At 48.4% G+C, this 16,512-nt stretch carries 13 protein-coding genes and 1 pseudogene; 7 read left to right on the plus strand and 7 right to left on the minus strand.

Annotated features, from left to right (window positions below):
* The 3 genes and pseudogenes from H6G45_RS00450 to rppA all read right to left on the minus strand — a co-directional run.
* A pseudogene (locus H6G45_RS00450) lies at positions 1–362 on the minus strand (efflux RND transporter periplasmic adaptor subunit); the annotation flags it as partial.
* Between the two features lie 63 nt (positions 363–425).
* A complete protein-coding gene (gene rppB, locus H6G45_RS00455) occupies positions 426–1,790 on the minus strand; it encodes a two-component system sensor histidine kinase RppB (RefSeq protein ID WP_190595540.1) in 1,365 nt (454 codons plus the stop codon).
* Positions 1,787–2,491, minus strand: coding sequence for a two-component system response regulator RppA (gene rppA / locus H6G45_RS00460; protein ID WP_190595542.1), 705 nt, complete (start codon positions 2,489–2,491; stop codon positions 1,787–1,789). The genes rppB and rppA overlap by 4 nt, the downstream gene beginning before the upstream one ends.
* Positions 2,492–2,613: 122 nt before the next feature.
* On the opposite strand from rppA, the gene H6G45_RS00465 reads away from it, so the two are divergent.
* From H6G45_RS00465 to H6G45_RS00485, 5 genes are all read left to right on the plus strand, one after another.
* Positions 2,614–3,336 (plus strand): efflux RND transporter periplasmic adaptor subunit, encoded by a 723-nt coding sequence (locus tag H6G45_RS00465; protein WP_190595544.1) that lies wholly within the window; start codon positions 2,614–2,616, stop codon positions 3,334–3,336.
* A gap of 67 nt (positions 3,337–3,403) precedes the next feature.
* Positions 3,404–6,577, plus strand: coding sequence for an efflux RND transporter permease subunit (locus H6G45_RS00470; protein WP_190595546.1), 3,174 nt, complete (start codon positions 3,404–3,406; stop codon positions 6,575–6,577).
* Between the two features lie 80 nt (positions 6,578–6,657).
* Positions 6,658–7,344, plus strand: coding sequence for a glycoside hydrolase family protein (locus H6G45_RS00475; protein ID WP_190595548.1), 687 nt, complete (start codon positions 6,658–6,660; stop codon positions 7,342–7,344).
* Between the two features lie 124 nt (positions 7,345–7,468).
* On the plus strand, positions 7,469–8,815 hold the full coding sequence (locus tag H6G45_RS00480; RefSeq protein ID WP_190595678.1) for an MFS transporter: 1,347 nt from the start codon (positions 7,469–7,471) through the stop codon (positions 8,813–8,815).
* A gap of 69 nt (positions 8,816–8,884) precedes the next feature.
* Positions 8,885–9,142, plus strand: coding sequence for a hypothetical protein (locus tag H6G45_RS00485; RefSeq protein WP_190595550.1), 258 nt, complete (start codon positions 8,885–8,887; stop codon positions 9,140–9,142).
* A gap of 12 nt (positions 9,143–9,154) precedes the next feature.
* Here H6G45_RS00485 and H6G45_RS00490 read toward each other — a convergent pair whose 3' ends face one another.
* Complete coding sequence (locus H6G45_RS00490; RefSeq protein WP_190595552.1) at positions 9,155–10,267, minus strand: precorrin-8X methylmutase; 1,113 nt, start codon at positions 10,265–10,267, stop codon at positions 9,155–9,157.
* A gap of 81 nt (positions 10,268–10,348) precedes the next feature.
* Between H6G45_RS00490 and H6G45_RS00495 the strand changes: the two genes are divergently transcribed.
* Both H6G45_RS00495 and H6G45_RS19340 read left to right on the plus strand, forming a co-directional pair.
* Entirely contained in the window at positions 10,349–12,277 is a 1,929-nt protein-coding gene (locus H6G45_RS00495; RefSeq protein ID WP_190595553.1) for a heavy metal translocating P-type ATPase, read from the plus strand.
* 54 nt (positions 12,278–12,331) lie between these two features.
* A complete protein-coding gene (locus H6G45_RS19340; protein WP_206754982.1) occupies positions 12,332–12,469 on the plus strand; it encodes a hypothetical protein in 138 nt (45 codons plus the stop codon).
* A 347-nt stretch (positions 12,470–12,816) separates the two neighbouring features.
* Here H6G45_RS19340 and H6G45_RS00500 read toward each other — a convergent pair whose 3' ends face one another.
* From H6G45_RS00500 to H6G45_RS00510, 3 genes are read right to left on the minus strand one after another with little or no spacing between them, the layout of a single operon-like run.
* A complete protein-coding gene (locus tag H6G45_RS00500) occupies positions 12,817–13,743 on the minus strand; it encodes a vitamin K epoxide reductase family protein (RefSeq protein WP_190595555.1) in 927 nt (308 codons plus the stop codon).
* A gap of 5 nt (positions 13,744–13,748) precedes the next feature.
* Positions 13,749–14,417, minus strand: a complete 669-nt coding sequence (locus H6G45_RS00505) for a hypothetical protein (RefSeq protein ID WP_190595557.1) — start codon at positions 14,415–14,417, stop codon at positions 13,749–13,751.
* A 34-nt stretch (positions 14,418–14,451) separates the two neighbouring features.
* On the minus strand, positions 14,452–16,311 hold the full coding sequence (locus tag H6G45_RS00510) for a heavy metal translocating P-type ATPase (RefSeq protein WP_242017984.1): 1,860 nt from the start codon (positions 16,309–16,311) through the stop codon (positions 14,452–14,454).
* Between the last annotated feature and the right edge of the window lie 201 nt (positions 16,312–16,512).

The following is a 16,512-nucleotide window of genomic DNA, read 5'->3' on the forward strand; positions in this document are numbered from 1 at the left end:
GCACTGGTCATGGTGGCGACTGGTTGACCGGCCTTAACGCTGTCCCCTGGATTAACTAACAGTTTGAGCAGTTTCCCTCCTACAGGCGTTGTGACCTCAACCCGTTGTTGCGGGAGAGTTTCGATCTGGCCCGTTGTTCTGAGGCCAGTGGCCAGGTAACGAGATTGCAATGGTTCTACTTGAATCTTCAGGCGACGAATGGTATCCCCATCAAGGGCTACGCCCTGGGCAGACTGGGCCGATTCACTTTGGTTAAATTCATCTCCATGGCCTGCGTGGGCTAAGGTCGCCTTGGGAGACAGCACCAGTAACCCCAACAACAGGGAGAAGGCCCAACTCCGGGCAATGATTCGGTTTTGCATAGAATTCCGACAGCGCAACGTTCTTAGTTTTTCACAGGAATATGAAACCAAGATGAAATGGAGTTACGACCGAACTATCGGTGCAGAAACAAGGGGCAAATGGATGGTGAAAAGACTACCCTTTCCCAATTCACTTTCTACACTCAAAACGCCCTGATGCTTAACGGCGATCGCCTGGGCAATGGCTAACCCTAATCCGGCCCCTCCCTGTTGCCGAGACCGGGCCCCATCCACCCGATAAAAACGATTAAAAATGTGTTCCTGTTGGTCGGGGGCAATACCAATGCCAGTATCTTGCACAGTAATGATAGCTATTTCTTCATTAGATGTCAGAGCAATACGGATACTTCCCCCGATAGTTGTGTATTGAATAGCGTTGGCAATCAAGTTTGAGACCAGTCGATAGAGTTGGGATTCATTACCCAAAACATAAACTTCCTCCGAACTCAGATCACTGGCTAGATCAATGTCAGCGGCGATCGCCAACTCCAAAAACTCTTCAGCAAGGTCACTGACTAAATCATTTAAACAACAAACTCGCCAATCTTCGACGGTGGTTTCCTGCTCCAAACGACTTAGCAGTAATAAATCGGTGATCAATTGGCTTAACCGCCTTCCCTGTCGTTCAACGGTATGCAACATGGTGTTAATTTCTGGGGAATGGCCACAGTCGATGCGTAACACAGCTTCAACTGTGGCCAATAAACTAGCCAACGGCGATCGTAATTCATGGGCCGCATTGGCGGTGAATTGTTGCTGTTGTTGGTAAGACTGGTAAATGGGACGCATGGCTAACCCCGCTAAGCCCCAACTGGAGAAGGCGACCAAACTCAAGGCAAAGGGAAAACTAAGCCCCAAAATCCAAAGAATACGTTGATTTTCGGCATCAAAAGCTGCCAGACTCCGGCCAATTTGTAGATAACCCCAGGAGGATTGGTCTGTATTACTGGCACTATGCAAAATAGTGGTGAATTGACGATACCGATCGCCCTTTGGTGGTTGAATAGTCTGCCAAATTTCCTTGTTGAAAATGGGGGATAGGGAAGACGGTTGATTGGGGGAAAAGGCCAGCAGGTTGCCTTGATAATCAAATAAGCGAATGTAGTATAAACGGCGATCACTAATGCCCAATGTGTGGCGTTCAATCAGGGTGGGAGTAACCTGGCAGGGTTGGTTAATCAAACATAGATCGGGCAACATTTTTTGTAATACCCCCGTGGGACTGGCATTCCTCGGTAGCATTGGCTCTAAACTGTCATGCAACGTTCCGGCGATCGACTCCACTTCTCGCTCCAACGCCATCCAGTTGGCCTGCACAATGGCACGATAAACCCCCAACCCCAACATGGTAAGAATTCCCCCCATTACTAGGGCATACCAGAAAGCTAATTGCAGACGACTGCGGGCAAAGAGGCGACGGGTATTCATGGCGATAGGGTGAACCGATAGCCTTGACCAGGAACTGTTTTAATTGGGCAAGGACAATTTTGTTGAGCTAGCTTACGCCGTATCAAACGCATTTGGGCCGCCACCACATTACTCATGGGCTCCTCATCAAGATCCCACAGTTGTTGCCGGATCTTGCTACCGGAAATGATCCGCTCGGGATTTTGCATCAGATATTGAAAAATTTGAAATTCTCTGACGGTTAAGGCAATTTCCTGTCTTTCTGGGTTTGACGGCTCCGAGATAGTTACCGATAACAGATTATTACTGGGATCAAGGCTGAAGTTGCCTAAAGTCAAAATTTGCGGTTGAAATTGCGGCGATCGCCGTTGTAGTGCCCGCAGTCTTGCTAATAGCTCTGCCATCACAAACGGTTTTGTTAGATAGTCATCTGCCCCGGCATCTAGTCCTTCGACCCGATTTTCCGGTTCTCCTAACGCTGTTAACATCAACACCGGCAAGGAATTACCCTGGGTTCTCAGTTTTTGACAGAGTTCCAAACCCGATAATCCCGGCAGTAACCAATCCACAATAGCAAGGGTGTAGTCCGTCCACTGATTGTCCAAATAGTCCCAAGCTTGGGAGCCATCCGTTACCCAATCCACCACATATTTTTCACTGACCAGCACTTTTTTAACTGCTAGTCCCAAATCTATTTCATCTTCCACTAATAAAATCCGCATTGCCTCTGTCTCCTCCACAACAGCCTCATCTTAGTGGGGGACGGAGATTTTCACCTGAATTTCATACCCCCTCTGGCAGACTGAGAAAAATCTTGGCCAAATTCCCAATGTGAGGTGGTGTGATGAAAACGATTCAATTAGCAAGTTCCCTTATAGCTCTAGGTTTGACCCTAGGAGTTCCTAACGTGGCGATCGCCCATGTGGGTCACGGTGACGAGTTTCAAGCCGAGGGAGGCATTAATCGGGTTGGTGTGAATGCAGAAACCGATTCCGTGTTAGGCATTGTGGTGGAACCGATCCAGTCTGCACCGGATGGCAATGCTGGAGTTTATATTCCTGCCACAGCGTTAGTGGACGGCGGGGATAAGCAACTGGTGTTTGTGCAGTATGGAGAATTTTATGAGCCGGTTCCTGTGGCGACTGGAAGTACCCAAGGAGAATTAATTGAAGTTACTAATGGGTTATCCGTGGGGGAAAAACTGGTTACCCAAGGCTCGTTGTCCCTCTACGCTGAATCTCGGAAGACCCAACCAACGGAAACCGCTGAAACAGCCCCTGCCCCTGCTCCCATTGTCTCCCCAGACCCTAGCCATGCCCAAGCGGATGCCGAAGGGATTCCCCATCAGCACGATACGGCGGGCAATATGGCCAGTGGCACTGATGGCGTAGAAACAAGTCAGGCTGGCGGCAATCCCCTGGTTGGCATTGTGGGGGGAATTGTCGGCTTGCTGGTGGGAAGCACAGTTTTCATCTTCTCCCTTCGCGCTTTTAATCTAAGCAAAAAAAAGAGTCGTATCTCCCGTAAAAAGGAGGCCCCTGAGGCTCAACCTTCCTACCGGGAGTAAATCTGTTTCTCTTCGTTTTGAAGTTTGTCATCGTTACTAGCTAGGAAGGAGTAACCCCTAGAAATCAATGCTTAATAGTCTTCTCAATCAAATTCTGAAAACCTCGATCGCCCAACGGTGGTTTATCGTTATTGCGGCCATTGGCATAACCATTTGGGGGATTATCAGTGTCGGCCAAATGCCCCTGGATGTCTTTCCTGAATTTGCGCCGCCCCAGGTGGATATTCACACAGAAGCTCCTGGCCTAGCACCGGAAGAAGTGGAAACCCAAATCACCGTTCCCATTGAAAGTGCGGTGAATGGTTTACCTGGGGTAACAACGGTACGGTCTTCCTCGAAAGTGGGTCTCTCGATGGTGAGTGTGGTCTTTGACCAAGATGCGGATGTCTATAAAGCTCGCCAAACAGTTACGGAACGGCTACAACAGGTCACTAATCAACTGCCAGAAGGAAGCCATCCCCCGGAAATTTCTCCCCTAGTTTCTCCGTTAGGGACGATTTTGCAATATGCCTTTACGGTGAATGGAGAGGGAAGTTCTGACTTGATGAAGTTACGAAAACTACTGGAAACCACGGTCAGTAATCAAGTTTTATCGATACCTGGGGTATCCCAAGTCACTATCTACGGAGGGGATGAGCGTCAGGAACAGGTTTTAGTTGATCCGGCCAAACTGCGTTCTCTCAAGGTTTCCCTCAATGAAGTTACCCAAGCTAGTGCAGGGGCAAATTCCAATGCCCCAGGGGGTTTCTTAATTGGCGGTGGCCAAGAGCTATTAGTGCGAGGTCTGGGCCAAATGCAAAGCATTGAAGACCTACGGCGATCGGTGGTGAAAGTGGTGGATGGTAAACCAATTCTGTTGGAGGACGTTGCTGAAGTTAAAACCGGCAGTGCCCTGAAGCGGGGGGATGGGAGCTTTAACGGTCAACCGGCGATCGTGATGATGGTCAATAAACAACCCGATGTGGACACCCCCACAGTGACTAAAGCGGTGGAAGCAGTGGTTGAATCGCTAAAACCCACGTTTCCTGCCGATGTACAAATTGCCCAAACCTTTCGCCAAGCTAACTTTATTGATTCCGCCATTCGCAACGTCAGCAGTTCTCTCTTAGAAGGGATTGTCATCGTTTCGGTGATTATGCTGATTTTCTTGATGAATTGGCGCACGGCGGTGATTACCTTAACAGCTATCCCTCTTTCCCTGCTCATTGGTTTGATGTTTATGAAAGTCTGGGGATTGGGCATTAATACCATGACCTTGGGGGGGCTGGTGGTGGCGATCGGTTCCGTGGTGGATGACTCCATTGTGGATATGGAAAATTGCTATCGGGGTCTACGCACCAACCAAGCCGCAGGCAATCCCAAACATCCCTTGCGGGTGGTTTATGACACCTCCGTGGAAGTGCGATTGGCGGTGATTTTTTCCACTGTGATCATTGTGGTGGTTTTCGCCCCCATTTTTAGCCTAACGGGGGTCGAAGGGCGTATTTTTGCCCCCATGGGCTTGGCTTATTTACTTTGTATTGGTGCTTCTACCCTAGTGGCCATGACCGTTTCCCCTGCTTTGTGTGGGATTCTTTTGGCGAACCAACAACTGCCCCAGGAAGGCACTTTTGTTTCTCGTTGGGCAGAGCGATTATATCGTCCCTTGTTAAATTTTTCCCTGCGGGCACCCCAAGTGATTTTGAGCATAGCCCTGATCGCTTTAATAGCCTCTGTTTCTTTGGTTCCGAGTCTGGGACGGGTATTTTTGCCAGAGTTTCGAGAAAAATCCATGGTCAATTCCATGGTTCTCTTTCCTGGAGTTTCCCTAGATATGACCAATCGCGCCGGGATGGCCCTCTTCAATACCTTGAAGGATAATCCCCTCTATGAATGGGTACAAATTCGAGCTGGTCGTGCGCCGGGGGATGCCGATGGGGCTGGGGTTAGTATGGCCCATGTAGATGTGGAATTGAGTGATGAAGCCCTCAAAGACCGGGAGGCCAGCGTTAAAGAATTACGGGAAGCCTTTAACCAATTGCCGGGGGTCGCGTCCAATATGGGGGGCTTTATTTCCCACCGCATGGATGAAGTACTATCCGGGGTCAGAAGTGCGATCGCCGTAAAAATTTTTGGCCCTGACTTAAAGGAACTACGGGCCATCGGAGAGCAGGTACAAAAAGCGATGAAAACTGTGCCAGGAATTGTTGACCTGCAACTCGAACCCCAACTTCCTATCCGCCAAGTGCAAATTCACTATGACCGTGCCGCCGCCGCCCAGTATGGGTTAAGGATGGCTGACATTTCCGCTGTTGTTGAAACTGCTTTAAATGGACGGATTGTTTCCCAGGTTCCTGAAAATCAACAGTTAATTAATGTGGTGGTGATGGTACCGGAGACTGAGCGGAATAGTCTCGATGCTATGAGTGCAATTCCCATTAGTACGCCCACCGGCCAAATCATTACCCTAGGAGATGTGGCTAAGGTGGAATATGGAATGGGAGCCAATGTGGTTAACCGGGAGGATGTTTCCCGTTTAATTGTGGTTTCCGCCAACGTCGCTGAGCGAGATTTGGGTAGTGTGGTGGGGGATGTCCAGGCTCAAATTAAACAGAAAGTTCAACTTCCCCAGGGCTATTTCATTGATTACGGGGGTCAGTTTGAATCTGAACAAAGGGCAACGAACAGTTTACTTTTATTTAGCTTTGTCGCCGCCCTGGTGATTGGGGTGTTGATGTTCTTTTCGGTGAAATCCCTCCCCGCTACCATCGCCATTATGATCAACCTCCCCTTAGCTTTAATCGGGGGTTTGTTATCCGTTGTTTTCACTGGCGGTGTTATTTCCATTGCCTCCCTAGTGGGTTTTATTACCCTCTTTGGGGTAGCAGTACGAAACGGATTACTGCTGGTGGACAATTACAACAACAAATTCGCCCAGGGAATGAAACTAAAGGAAACCATTTTAAAAGGGTCTATGGAAAGGGTTAATGCTATTTTAATGACCGCTTTAACCTCAGCTTTGGGAATGTTGCCCCTCGCTACGGCCAGCAGTGCAGGTAATGAAATTCTTCAACCCTTGGCGATCGTTGTTCTTGGTGGGCTGTGTACTTCTACCGCTCTAACACTTTTAGTAATTCCTGCTCTCTATGCCAAATTTGGTAAATGGTTAATGCCAAAACGGGCCAAGAATGTAGATCAGATTACTCCTTTTGTCCGCAATGATATGAATGATATGGTGGGGGCCCAAAAATCGAATTTTTAAACCTGAACTTTTATCTCTCCTGGCTGTTTTAAAAAATAGTGGGAGAGATTTTTAACTATACTTTTTGCTAGTTAATTTTTATGACCATTACTCAAAATTTGACTCACTATAATCGCCATCGTCGAAGATCTAAACAATCATCTTGGTCGCCCCATTTTGCCCTGACGGCTTTATTATTTGCTCTTTGTTTGGCAACTTTTGTTAAAAAGTCTCCTGATCTTGACAAAATCAATCCCTTTTTTGGGCATTTACCACCCCTAGCAATGGAAGGGGGTGATCCTTACATTAGAGCTTTAATGCGGACAATTTCTGCCAGTGAATCTAATGGTAAAAATCCCTATATTTTGCTTTATGGCGGCCAACATACCCATGATTTAAGCCATCATCCCAATACCTGTATCCCCATTAAAACAAAAGTAAATCAAGGGCTTTGTTCAACAGCGGCTGGACGTTATCAATTTTTGACTAAAACTTGGCAGGAAAAAGCGGCTTTGTATCACCCTCAACGTCAAATAAGAAAAACAAACTATAGTTTTGAACCTGAATCCCAGGATTTAGTAACCTATAGATGGCTGATGGATCAACATCGTTGGGGAATAGATTTTTCAGAGCAATTGCAACAGGGTCAGGTTAAAGAAGTATTGAAAAAGCTTTCCGGCACTTGGACAAGTCTAGGTTACGGCATTGAAGACAATTCGATGACTGCTTCTTTACCAGCAATTTATGAAAAAGTATTAGCAGAAGAACTTGAACAATCTGCTCGTTGAGTTATTAAATATTTTTGCCATGAAAAAGCAGAGAGCATACAACTAAAATTCCTATTCATTTAGTCCCTAATATCCCCCCTAGGGGCATAAAATGGAGATCAACTTTCCCCTCTCCATCAGCACTATGGGCAAACTGCCCCCCATCTTCCACTGTTTGCGGAACCGTCTATTCGCCCAGTTATACCTGGCACAGACCATAAATTTGCTGGGGGATGCACTCACCTGGGTGGGATTGGCCCTATTAGCCTTTGAGTTGGCTGGTGAAGGAGCCGGAGTTATCCTGGCAGGAGCCTTAACCCTGAGAGTAACGGTATTTGTACTGCTGTCACCATTAGCAGGGGCGATCGCCGACCGTTATGATCGCAAGCAAATTATGGTAATCACCCATCTGGCAAGACTCGGAATTATTTGTCTATTTCCGTGGGTGACCCAAGCTTGGCAAATCTATGGGCTAGTTCTGGGGCTAAATGTGTTTAATGCTTTTTTTACCCCGACTTATACTGCGACGATTCCCCTAGTGACAAAGGATGATGAATATCCCCAGGCCATCGCCCTCTCCAGTGCAACCTATCAACTTTTGGGAGTCTTGGGGCCCGGGTTAGCAGGTAGCTTGGCGGCTTTTGTTGGAATAAAAAATATCTTTTGGGGGGATGCCCTGACTTTTCTGATAGCCGCCGGTTTGATCCTCACATTGCCAGGAAAACTTTTGGCTAACTCAACTCCCCAGCCGGTTCGTACCCCGGGCCAAATTGGACGGGATATCGGCACAGGAACTCAATGTCTTTTCGGCGACCGCCTGATTCGTTATGCCCTAACCATGCAGTTAGTGGTTTCCTTGGCTGGAGCAGGAATTTTGGTGAATACTGTGGGTTATGTCCAAGGCGTTTTACACCTAGGCAAGATTGAGTACGGTTGGGTAATGGCGGCTTTTGGGCTGGGAGCAACGGTGGCTTCCCTCGGTTTAGGCAACACTCAGCAACAGGAAAAACGAATCCTTCTAACTACTTTTGGGGCCATCCTAATGGCCCTTGCTATCCTTCCTGTCCCGATGGTCAATCTACAGGGATTACTAATTTTGTGGGCTGGGGCTGGTATCGGTCAAACCCTGGTAAATGTACCCATGCAAACCCTGATTGCGAACCGAGTCGCTAAAGACCTCCAAGGTCGGGTGTATGGTGCCCATTTTGCCTGGAGCCATCTTTGGTGGGCTTTTTCCTATCCTCTGGCGGGATGGTTAGGCAGTCGCTTTTCTCAAAATAGTTTTTTCTACCTGGGTATTTTAGCCCTCAGCTTGTTTGCCCTGTTTTATCTTTTACGACCTTCTGAGCAATTTGACCAAGTAGAACAAGGATTTTGGCATGAGCATTGCCATCACCACGACTCAGACCATGGCCATCTTCACTCCGTTATAACCACAGTGAATTTTAGCCATAACCATCTTCATTTTCATTTTTATAAGGCCAACTCTTAAAGCATTTGCTTAAAAAAGGGAAAACTCACCCATAGTTGGTACTACGCTCACCTAATTTCGTGGGTGGTAATGGTGGGAGCGATCGCTCTACACCTGTTGATAAATGCCAAAGCTGGGAGGTTTCCTTTGTTGCTGTCAATGCTGACCTGGCAATTTCATGATCAAGATAATTACAAATTTTGGACAAATCATCTCTCCCAATGGTGGAGTGGATTTCAGAAAGGTTTCTGGTCAACTTGGTTTCAATCTTCACCTATTTTAATGGTGCTTGAAATGACTATTTTGCTTAGCATTATTGCTGCCTGGATTATTCTCTTGCTTAAATGACAGCCATTTTTACTAAAGACAAGTGAGATAGCAGTGGCAATCTGGTTTTGCAATTAATGTTTCCACCAAAGCGTTTAGCGTTACTGCGGCTAGAAGACCCCCACCAAGGCTACCCTGAATCGTGATGTGGGGAACGGGGGTATTTATCAGTCGTCGTTTCGCTCCTGGAGCATGACTAAAACCGATCGGCATTCCGATGACAAGAGCTGGCTGAATTTGCTGTTGCTCCATCAGCTTACAGGCAGTGAGTAAAACAGAAGGGGCATAGCCAATCACAAGTACACATCCCTTGGGAATTTGTTGTAATCGACGTTGGCAGTGGTCATGGTTCCAAAAGGCTTGCTCGGCTTCACTAACACCCGTGATGTGAGGTTCATCAATCAGCGTTTCAACCGTACATCCTAAATGAGCTAACCGAGTTTGATCCAAGGCCGCCGCGACAACGGGAACATCAGTCATAATTAAACATCCACCTTTTAGTGCATCTCGTGCAGTGGCGATCGCTCCCTGGCTCAACCGAACGGCGTTTACCAAGCTAACATCGCCACAGGCCAGCACTAATTGATGTAGTAAGTGAATGGTGATTTCTGAGTAAGCCGATAAATCAGGTAGCAGATGTTTCAGGGATTCCTGAAACGCTTCTGGATGAGTCGTTGTCTCCGCATCTAGGTTCATCCACAACTGATCAAGTTTTCCTAACCCCTCTTGGACATCCACATCGAGGCATTTTAGTTGGGCCAGAGCTTCCGCTTGGGTAATCTGGCAATTCTGATCGCGCCCCAGTAAGCCTTCTAAAGCAAATGCCGTTTGGCGGAGTCGGGTAATCTGCTGAATCACAGAATGATATTGCTGTTGTAACTGCACCATCAAGGTTGGATCAAGATTCTCCTCGGAATGGCTATCTAGCAGATGTCGAATATGAGACAACTGAAAACCCTGCTGTTTTAGGGCAATAACTCGTTGGAGCCGTTGCACATCCTGCTGGGTATAGAGGCGGTAGTTACTTTCTGAACGTTTGACAGGAGGGAGTAGTCCTAGCGTGTGGTAATGGCGCACCATGCGAGGTGTAACGCCTCCTCCCACCGCATCCGTGAGTTCTTTAATCGTCAAGTGATCAGTCTTCATCCTTTTAGTTTACTCAAAACCTTGACATTGACACTAATGTTAAGGTTTAGGCTGGGAAGGTAAAAATCCAAGTTAAAAAGCATGGTTGTAACTCCCCCTTCTTCTGCCTTTCGATTTTCTAACCTTTTCAAAGATCATCCCGATGCAGTGGCGGCGATCACCTGTGGCGGGCTGGTCTTTCTGGGCTGGCAGATGCTTAACTTGGGTTGGTTGGGAATTGCCCTTTTTGTCTTAACAGCGGCCTATGTAATTGGTGGGTTTGACAGCGCTCGTGAAGGATTAACAGCCCTCTTTGAGGAAAAAGAACTTGATGTAGATCTGCTGATGATTGTGGCCGCCTTGGGAGCCGCCGGGTTGGGACTTTGGCGACGGGAATATACCCTGATTGTGGATGGGGCAGTTCTGATTCTTATTTTTGCCATCAGTGGGGCATTGGAAGGATACGCGATGCAACGGACGGAGCGGAGTATCCAGGGATTGATGAGTTTAACGGCTGATGTAGCAAGAGTGTTGCGGAACGGGCAGGAGCAAACCATTCCCATTGCAGAACTTAAGATTGGTGATCAAGTCTTGGTGAAACCGGGAGAGTTGGTGCCAACGGATGGCTTGATCATCGAAGGGTTTAGCACCCTGAACCAGGCTTCCATCACGGGGGAATCTATGCCGGTGGAAAAGGCGATCGGAGATGAGGTGTTTGCAGGCACGATCAACGGCAATGGGGTACTGCGGCTCAAAATCCATCAACCACCGGAAAGTAGTTTGATTCAAAGAGTGATTCGTTTGGTTCAACAGGCCCAAACGGAAGCTCCCCCGTCCCAGCAGTTTATTGAACGATTTGAGCGCGGTTATGCCAAGGTGATTGTGATCGCTGGAATTTTGCTCAGTACATTACCTCCTTTTTTGCTGGGTTGGAGTTGGGAAGAGACAATCTACCGTGCATTAATTTTTCTCGTGGTTGCTTCTCCCTGTGCGCTAATGGCATCAATTATGCCGGCCTTACTTTCTGGTATTGCCAATGGAGCGCGTCAAGGCATTTTATTCAAAAACGGGGGGCAGTTGGAGCGGATTGGACGAGTGCGGGTGATTGCTTTTGATAAAACTGGAACATTGACTACTGGAAAACCTGAAGTTGTGAACGTTCTCGCTACTCAGCCATCCACCGATAAACTTCTGCAAATCGCGGCGGCCCTGGAAAGTTTATCGGAACATCCCATCGGAGAGGCGATCGCCCAATTTACCCGTCAACAGAACCAAACCTGGGCGACAGCCATAAACGTTCAAGCTCAGGCAGGGCAGGGAATTATCGGAGATATTGAGGGGCAACGGGCGATGGTCGGTAAAGTCGCGTTTGTCCAGGCCCAGGTGAATGAGGTTGCCACAAACCTGATAGAGCAAAGTCAACAGTGGGAAGCTGAAGGTAAAACCGTCGTCTGGGTTGCCTACGCCGGAGAGATTTTAGGTCTCATTGCCGTGGCAGATACTGTACGACCCGCCGCCGCCAAGGCGATCGCCCGATTAAAACGATTAGGAATTGAGCGAATTGTCATGCTCACGGGAGATAACTCACGCACCGCCCACAGCATTGCTCAACAGGTTGGAGTCGATCAAGTCTATGCAGAGCTTTTACCCGAAGATAAAGTGGATGTGATTCGCAAACTCCAGAAGCAGTATCAATCAGTAGCTATGGTGGGGGACGGCATTAATGATGCACCCGCCTTAGCTCAAGCATCCGTTGGCATTGCAATGGGGGCCGCTGGTAGTGATGTGGCGTTAGAAACAGCAGATATTATCTTAATGGCGGATCGTTTGGAGCGATTAGAACACGCAATTCGTTTGGGTCGTCGTGCTCAAGGAGTTGTCAAACAAAACATTGTTTTTGCCCTCAGTTTTGTGGTGATTTTATTAATTGCAAACTTCGCAGGTAATATCACACTACCATTGGGTGTTTTGGGGCATGAAGGTTCGACGGTAATCGTAACGTTGAGTGGATTACGATTACTGAGAGGCTAATTAATTAATCCTATTGCTGTTTGTAAAAGTAGCCAAACATTCAGCGCAACAATAATGGTTGTAACTGCCCAAGCCAACACTTTCAACCATTTGGGATTAACAAACTCACCCATCAAGCGGCGATCGCCGACACCACAAGCGCTGGCATTTAAACAGACAGTTACATTTTCTCGTAAAAATGTTTCCCCGTAAGGTTTTCAGATTCCTGGAGTCTCAGGTGCTGGGGAACGGAATACTGGGTTAGGAAGACAATTTGAATATCGAGGGATTGTTGGCTGGTGGATACCCTGGCATAGCCAAAAGAGTGCACAAGTGTCTCTTAGATTGATCAATTGATCAATGGACATGATGTCCATTAAGTCTAGCAAAAAGGAGTTACTGGATACTTTTCAGGGCAAAATTGGAAGTGTCCATTATGTTTTAAGATAGTGGACAGCCAAATTCCCAGCTTAACTTTTTTGTTTACTTTTTCGAGGCAAGGTCACTTCGGGCCTCGCTTTTTAAATGTGCTTTCCCTGGGAATCATTCACAATCGCCAATCAATAAATTGAATTTTGAAACGTGGTGGGCCCGGTATAGCCCGAGAGCTGGGCAAGTTCCTCTAAAGTTTTCGTCCCCGACAAGCGTTTACCATTGATTTCCCAGGTGGGATAACCGGTAATGCCAGCTTTCTGACATTCGGGTGTTTGCTCTTTTCCCTCGGGGGTGGCGCACTCTACGTAGGGTATAACCTGGCTGGCTTCCTTTCCAAAAAGCTGCTTTTGGTCTTGACAGTGGGGGCACCACCAAGCTCCATAGAAAATAGCGCCAGTCTTTTCTAAATGCTGGGCCAAAGCGATTTCAGCCTGCCCAGATTGAGTGGTAATAGGAGGCCCGAGTAGAGCGTCTAAACTGTTCGCAGTAGTTGGGTTGTTGACATTGGCATAGACGCCAATGGTACTCACCACCACCACCAACGTTGTAATGCCACCAATTAAGAAGGGTTGAGATAAATCATCCGACCAATTTTGTCCGATGAGGGCAAGTAGAAAGAGGCTGGTGGAGAGGAGAGCTGAACCGATACAGTAAAGGCAGGCGGCTTTGATTTCTGCGGTGAGCAAATACATGAGGTACCCGCTAAAGATCATCATGGCGGTACCGCCGATCAGTAGTAGAGGTTGGGTCAATCGGGTTAGTTTATTTCTGAGGTCTTTTTGGTTAGACCCACTTACTAATAGGGGAGTGATCGCCAGCACAATCATACCTACATAAGCCAGAAGACCAAATAGCGCCAGAGGCTGTCCAAACAGCGTGGCATAGGGACTAGACAGCACAATATCACAGCCTTTAGTAGGACAAGCCGTGGCACTACCTGTGAGCTTGTTCATGGTTAAGTAGGCAGTGACAACAGCGCCGATGGTGGCTAACCCCGCCATTAAAGGACGAGCATAACGTTGAATCCAGGGCATCTCTTTTTTACGAAGCATAATTTTTAGATATTGATAAAAAATGTGAAACAACCTAAAGCGATTAAAATTGCGCCTGTCAGAACATGGCTATCGAGGTTCCAATCGTCAAAAGCTGCCAAAAACGGCTCAGTTTTGTGCCAACTCCAATTCACTATCATCAGCATTCCAAGCACTGTTACGAGGGAATACACGGTGGAAACCAGAACAATGCCGAGCCATCCGCCCCCCCCTGCTGATAAATAAAATGCGCCAATCTCAAGGCACGGAGAAACAAACATGGCAGCGGATAGGGTCATTACAATGCCCCATTTACTATGGTCAGAACTACCGGCGATTGCCTCTACGGAGACATGATCATGATCATGCTGGGCGGAACTTGACAGAAAGCGTTGACGCAGGGGGTGACTGAGGTAGCCCAGACCCAACCCAATGAGCACTATCGGAGCTATCAGATGGGTCACAATTTTGTAGTTATCGCCTAATTGATAGCCCAGCAGTCCCACAGCTATCCCGATCAACAGGGTGCTGGTGATATGGACAAAGCCTGTTATGGCAGTTATCCAAAGAGTTTCTGCACGAGACCAACCTACGGTTTTGCCGATGGTCACAAGGGGCAACCAGTGACTGGGAATTGAGGCATGAATGAAACTCAGCGCCAGGGTACCAAACAAGATTTGGATGAGTGTAGGCATGTCAATGGTGATGGTGATTTTGCCTGATCTCGATCTATCGTGGATTGCGGATAATCCGCCCGGCGTTCAGGATGGCAAGCAGTGCCACCCCGACATCAGCAAAGACAGCCTCCCAAAGGGTGGCCAAGCCAATAGCGCCTAGGGCAATAAAGAGGGCTTTGACGGTCATGGCAAGGATGATATTTTGCCAAACAATGCGCCGGGTTTTTTTGGCAATTTGAATTGCTTCAGCCACCTTTGACGGTGCATCGGTCATAATTACCACGTCAGCGGTTTCGATCGCCGCATCGGAGCCAAGCCCCCCCATGGCGATGCCCACATCAGCCCTAGCGATGACTGGGGCATCGTTGATGCCGTCGCCCACAAAGGCCACTTTGCTCTTGGTTTGGCGGGCACGCCGTAAGAATTCTTCTAGGGCATTTACCTTGTCTTCTGGCAGCAACTCGGCTCGATACTGATCAAGCCCCAGCTCTTTGGCGACGTGTTCAGCTACCGATTGACTATCCCCAGTTAGCATCGCTGTCTGAATACCCTGGGCATGAAGCGCCTGAATGGCTTCAACGGCATCTTCTTTCAGCTCATCAGCAATAATGATGCGGCCACTATATTCACCATCCACAGCCAAGTGAACCACGGTGCCGTCTACTACACAGACATCGTGGGGGATGGCTTCGCGGTGTAGTAGCCGATCATTCCCCGCCAAAACAGCGCGACCGTTAACCGTAGCGCTGATGCCATGACCGGCAATTTCTTCGTAGTCTTGCACGTCGGAGGTATCAATGGTCTGCCCATAGGCTTGGCGAATTGACTGGGCTACCGGATGAGTTGACTGGGACTCGACTTGGGCGGCTAATTCCAACAGTTGAGGTTTGCTTAAACCATTGTGGGTGACCACATCCGTCACGCGAAAGTTGCCCTGGGTGAGAGTGCCGGTTTTGTCGAATACAACCGTTTTCACTTGGGTCAAGGTGTCTAAATAGGTTGAACCTTTGACCAAAATCCCGCGTTTGGCTGCACCACCCACCCCGCCAAAGTAGCCGAGGGGAATACTGATCACCAACCCGCAGGGACAGGAGATCACCAGCATCACCAGAGCGCGATAAGTCCACTCAGCCTGGATCGCTCCCTCAATAAACAAGGGTGGCAAAATCGCTACCGCCAAGGAAAGAAACACCACCACCGGGGTGTAATACCGAGCAAAACGGGTGATGAATTTTTCAGTGTCGGCTTTTTTACTGCTAGCGTTTTCGACCAGTTCCAAAATTCTGGCGATCGAGGACTCTCCAAAGAGTTTGGTCACCCGTACCGTGAGTAGTCCAGACTGGTTGATCATCCCAGCAAGCACGGTCTCGCCAGAGGCAACGGTGCGGGGTACCGATTCGCCTGTCAGGGCGGAGGCATCAACCAGGGATTTACCCTCCAGAATCTCGCCATCTAGAGGTACTTTTTCACCGGGACGCACCACAATCACATCCCCAACCTTAACGGTCTCAGGGGAAACCGCACGGATGTCACCATCAATGCTGAGGTTAGCGGTGTCGGGCCGTATCTCTAGCAGGGCTTTGATCGAGCGGCGCGATCGCCCCACCGAGTAGCCCTGAAATAGTTCCCCCACTTGGAAGAACAGCATTACCGCCACACCTTCGGGAATTTCGTGAATGGCGATCGCGCCGAGAGTTGCGATCGTCATCAGAAAGTTTTCGTCAAAGATGCGCCCCCGCAGAATGTTGCGCCCCGCCGTGGTCAATACGCTCCAACCGCTGATTAGATAAGCCGGAATCAGCACCGAATATTCGGCGATGGCGTAGGGGGTGTTGTGCAGTCGCTCATTAAAGATTAGTCCAATGAGAAAAAGAATGGCGGCGATGGCGACCGGTGTTATTTCGCGGCGCAAGTTGAAATCGTCGCGATCATGGGTGTGACCATGCTCGTCACCACAGCAGCTGCCCTGAGCCTCTGACCCCTGATTGGTAGCTGACGGGTGAGCAGCACAGCTATCTACGTCACCGCTTTGGTTAGAGTCGTGAGCGCAAGTACCGTTCGAGTGGGAGTCTGCCATTGGATTACCTGAAGATATTCTCCTGAACATCTGAAA

It is taken from the genome of Synechocystis sp. FACHB-383, assembly GCF_014698605.1.
In the GTDB taxonomy this organism is placed as follows: Bacteria; Cyanobacteriota; Cyanobacteriia; order Cyanobacteriales; family Microcystaceae; genus Synechocystis; species Synechocystis salina.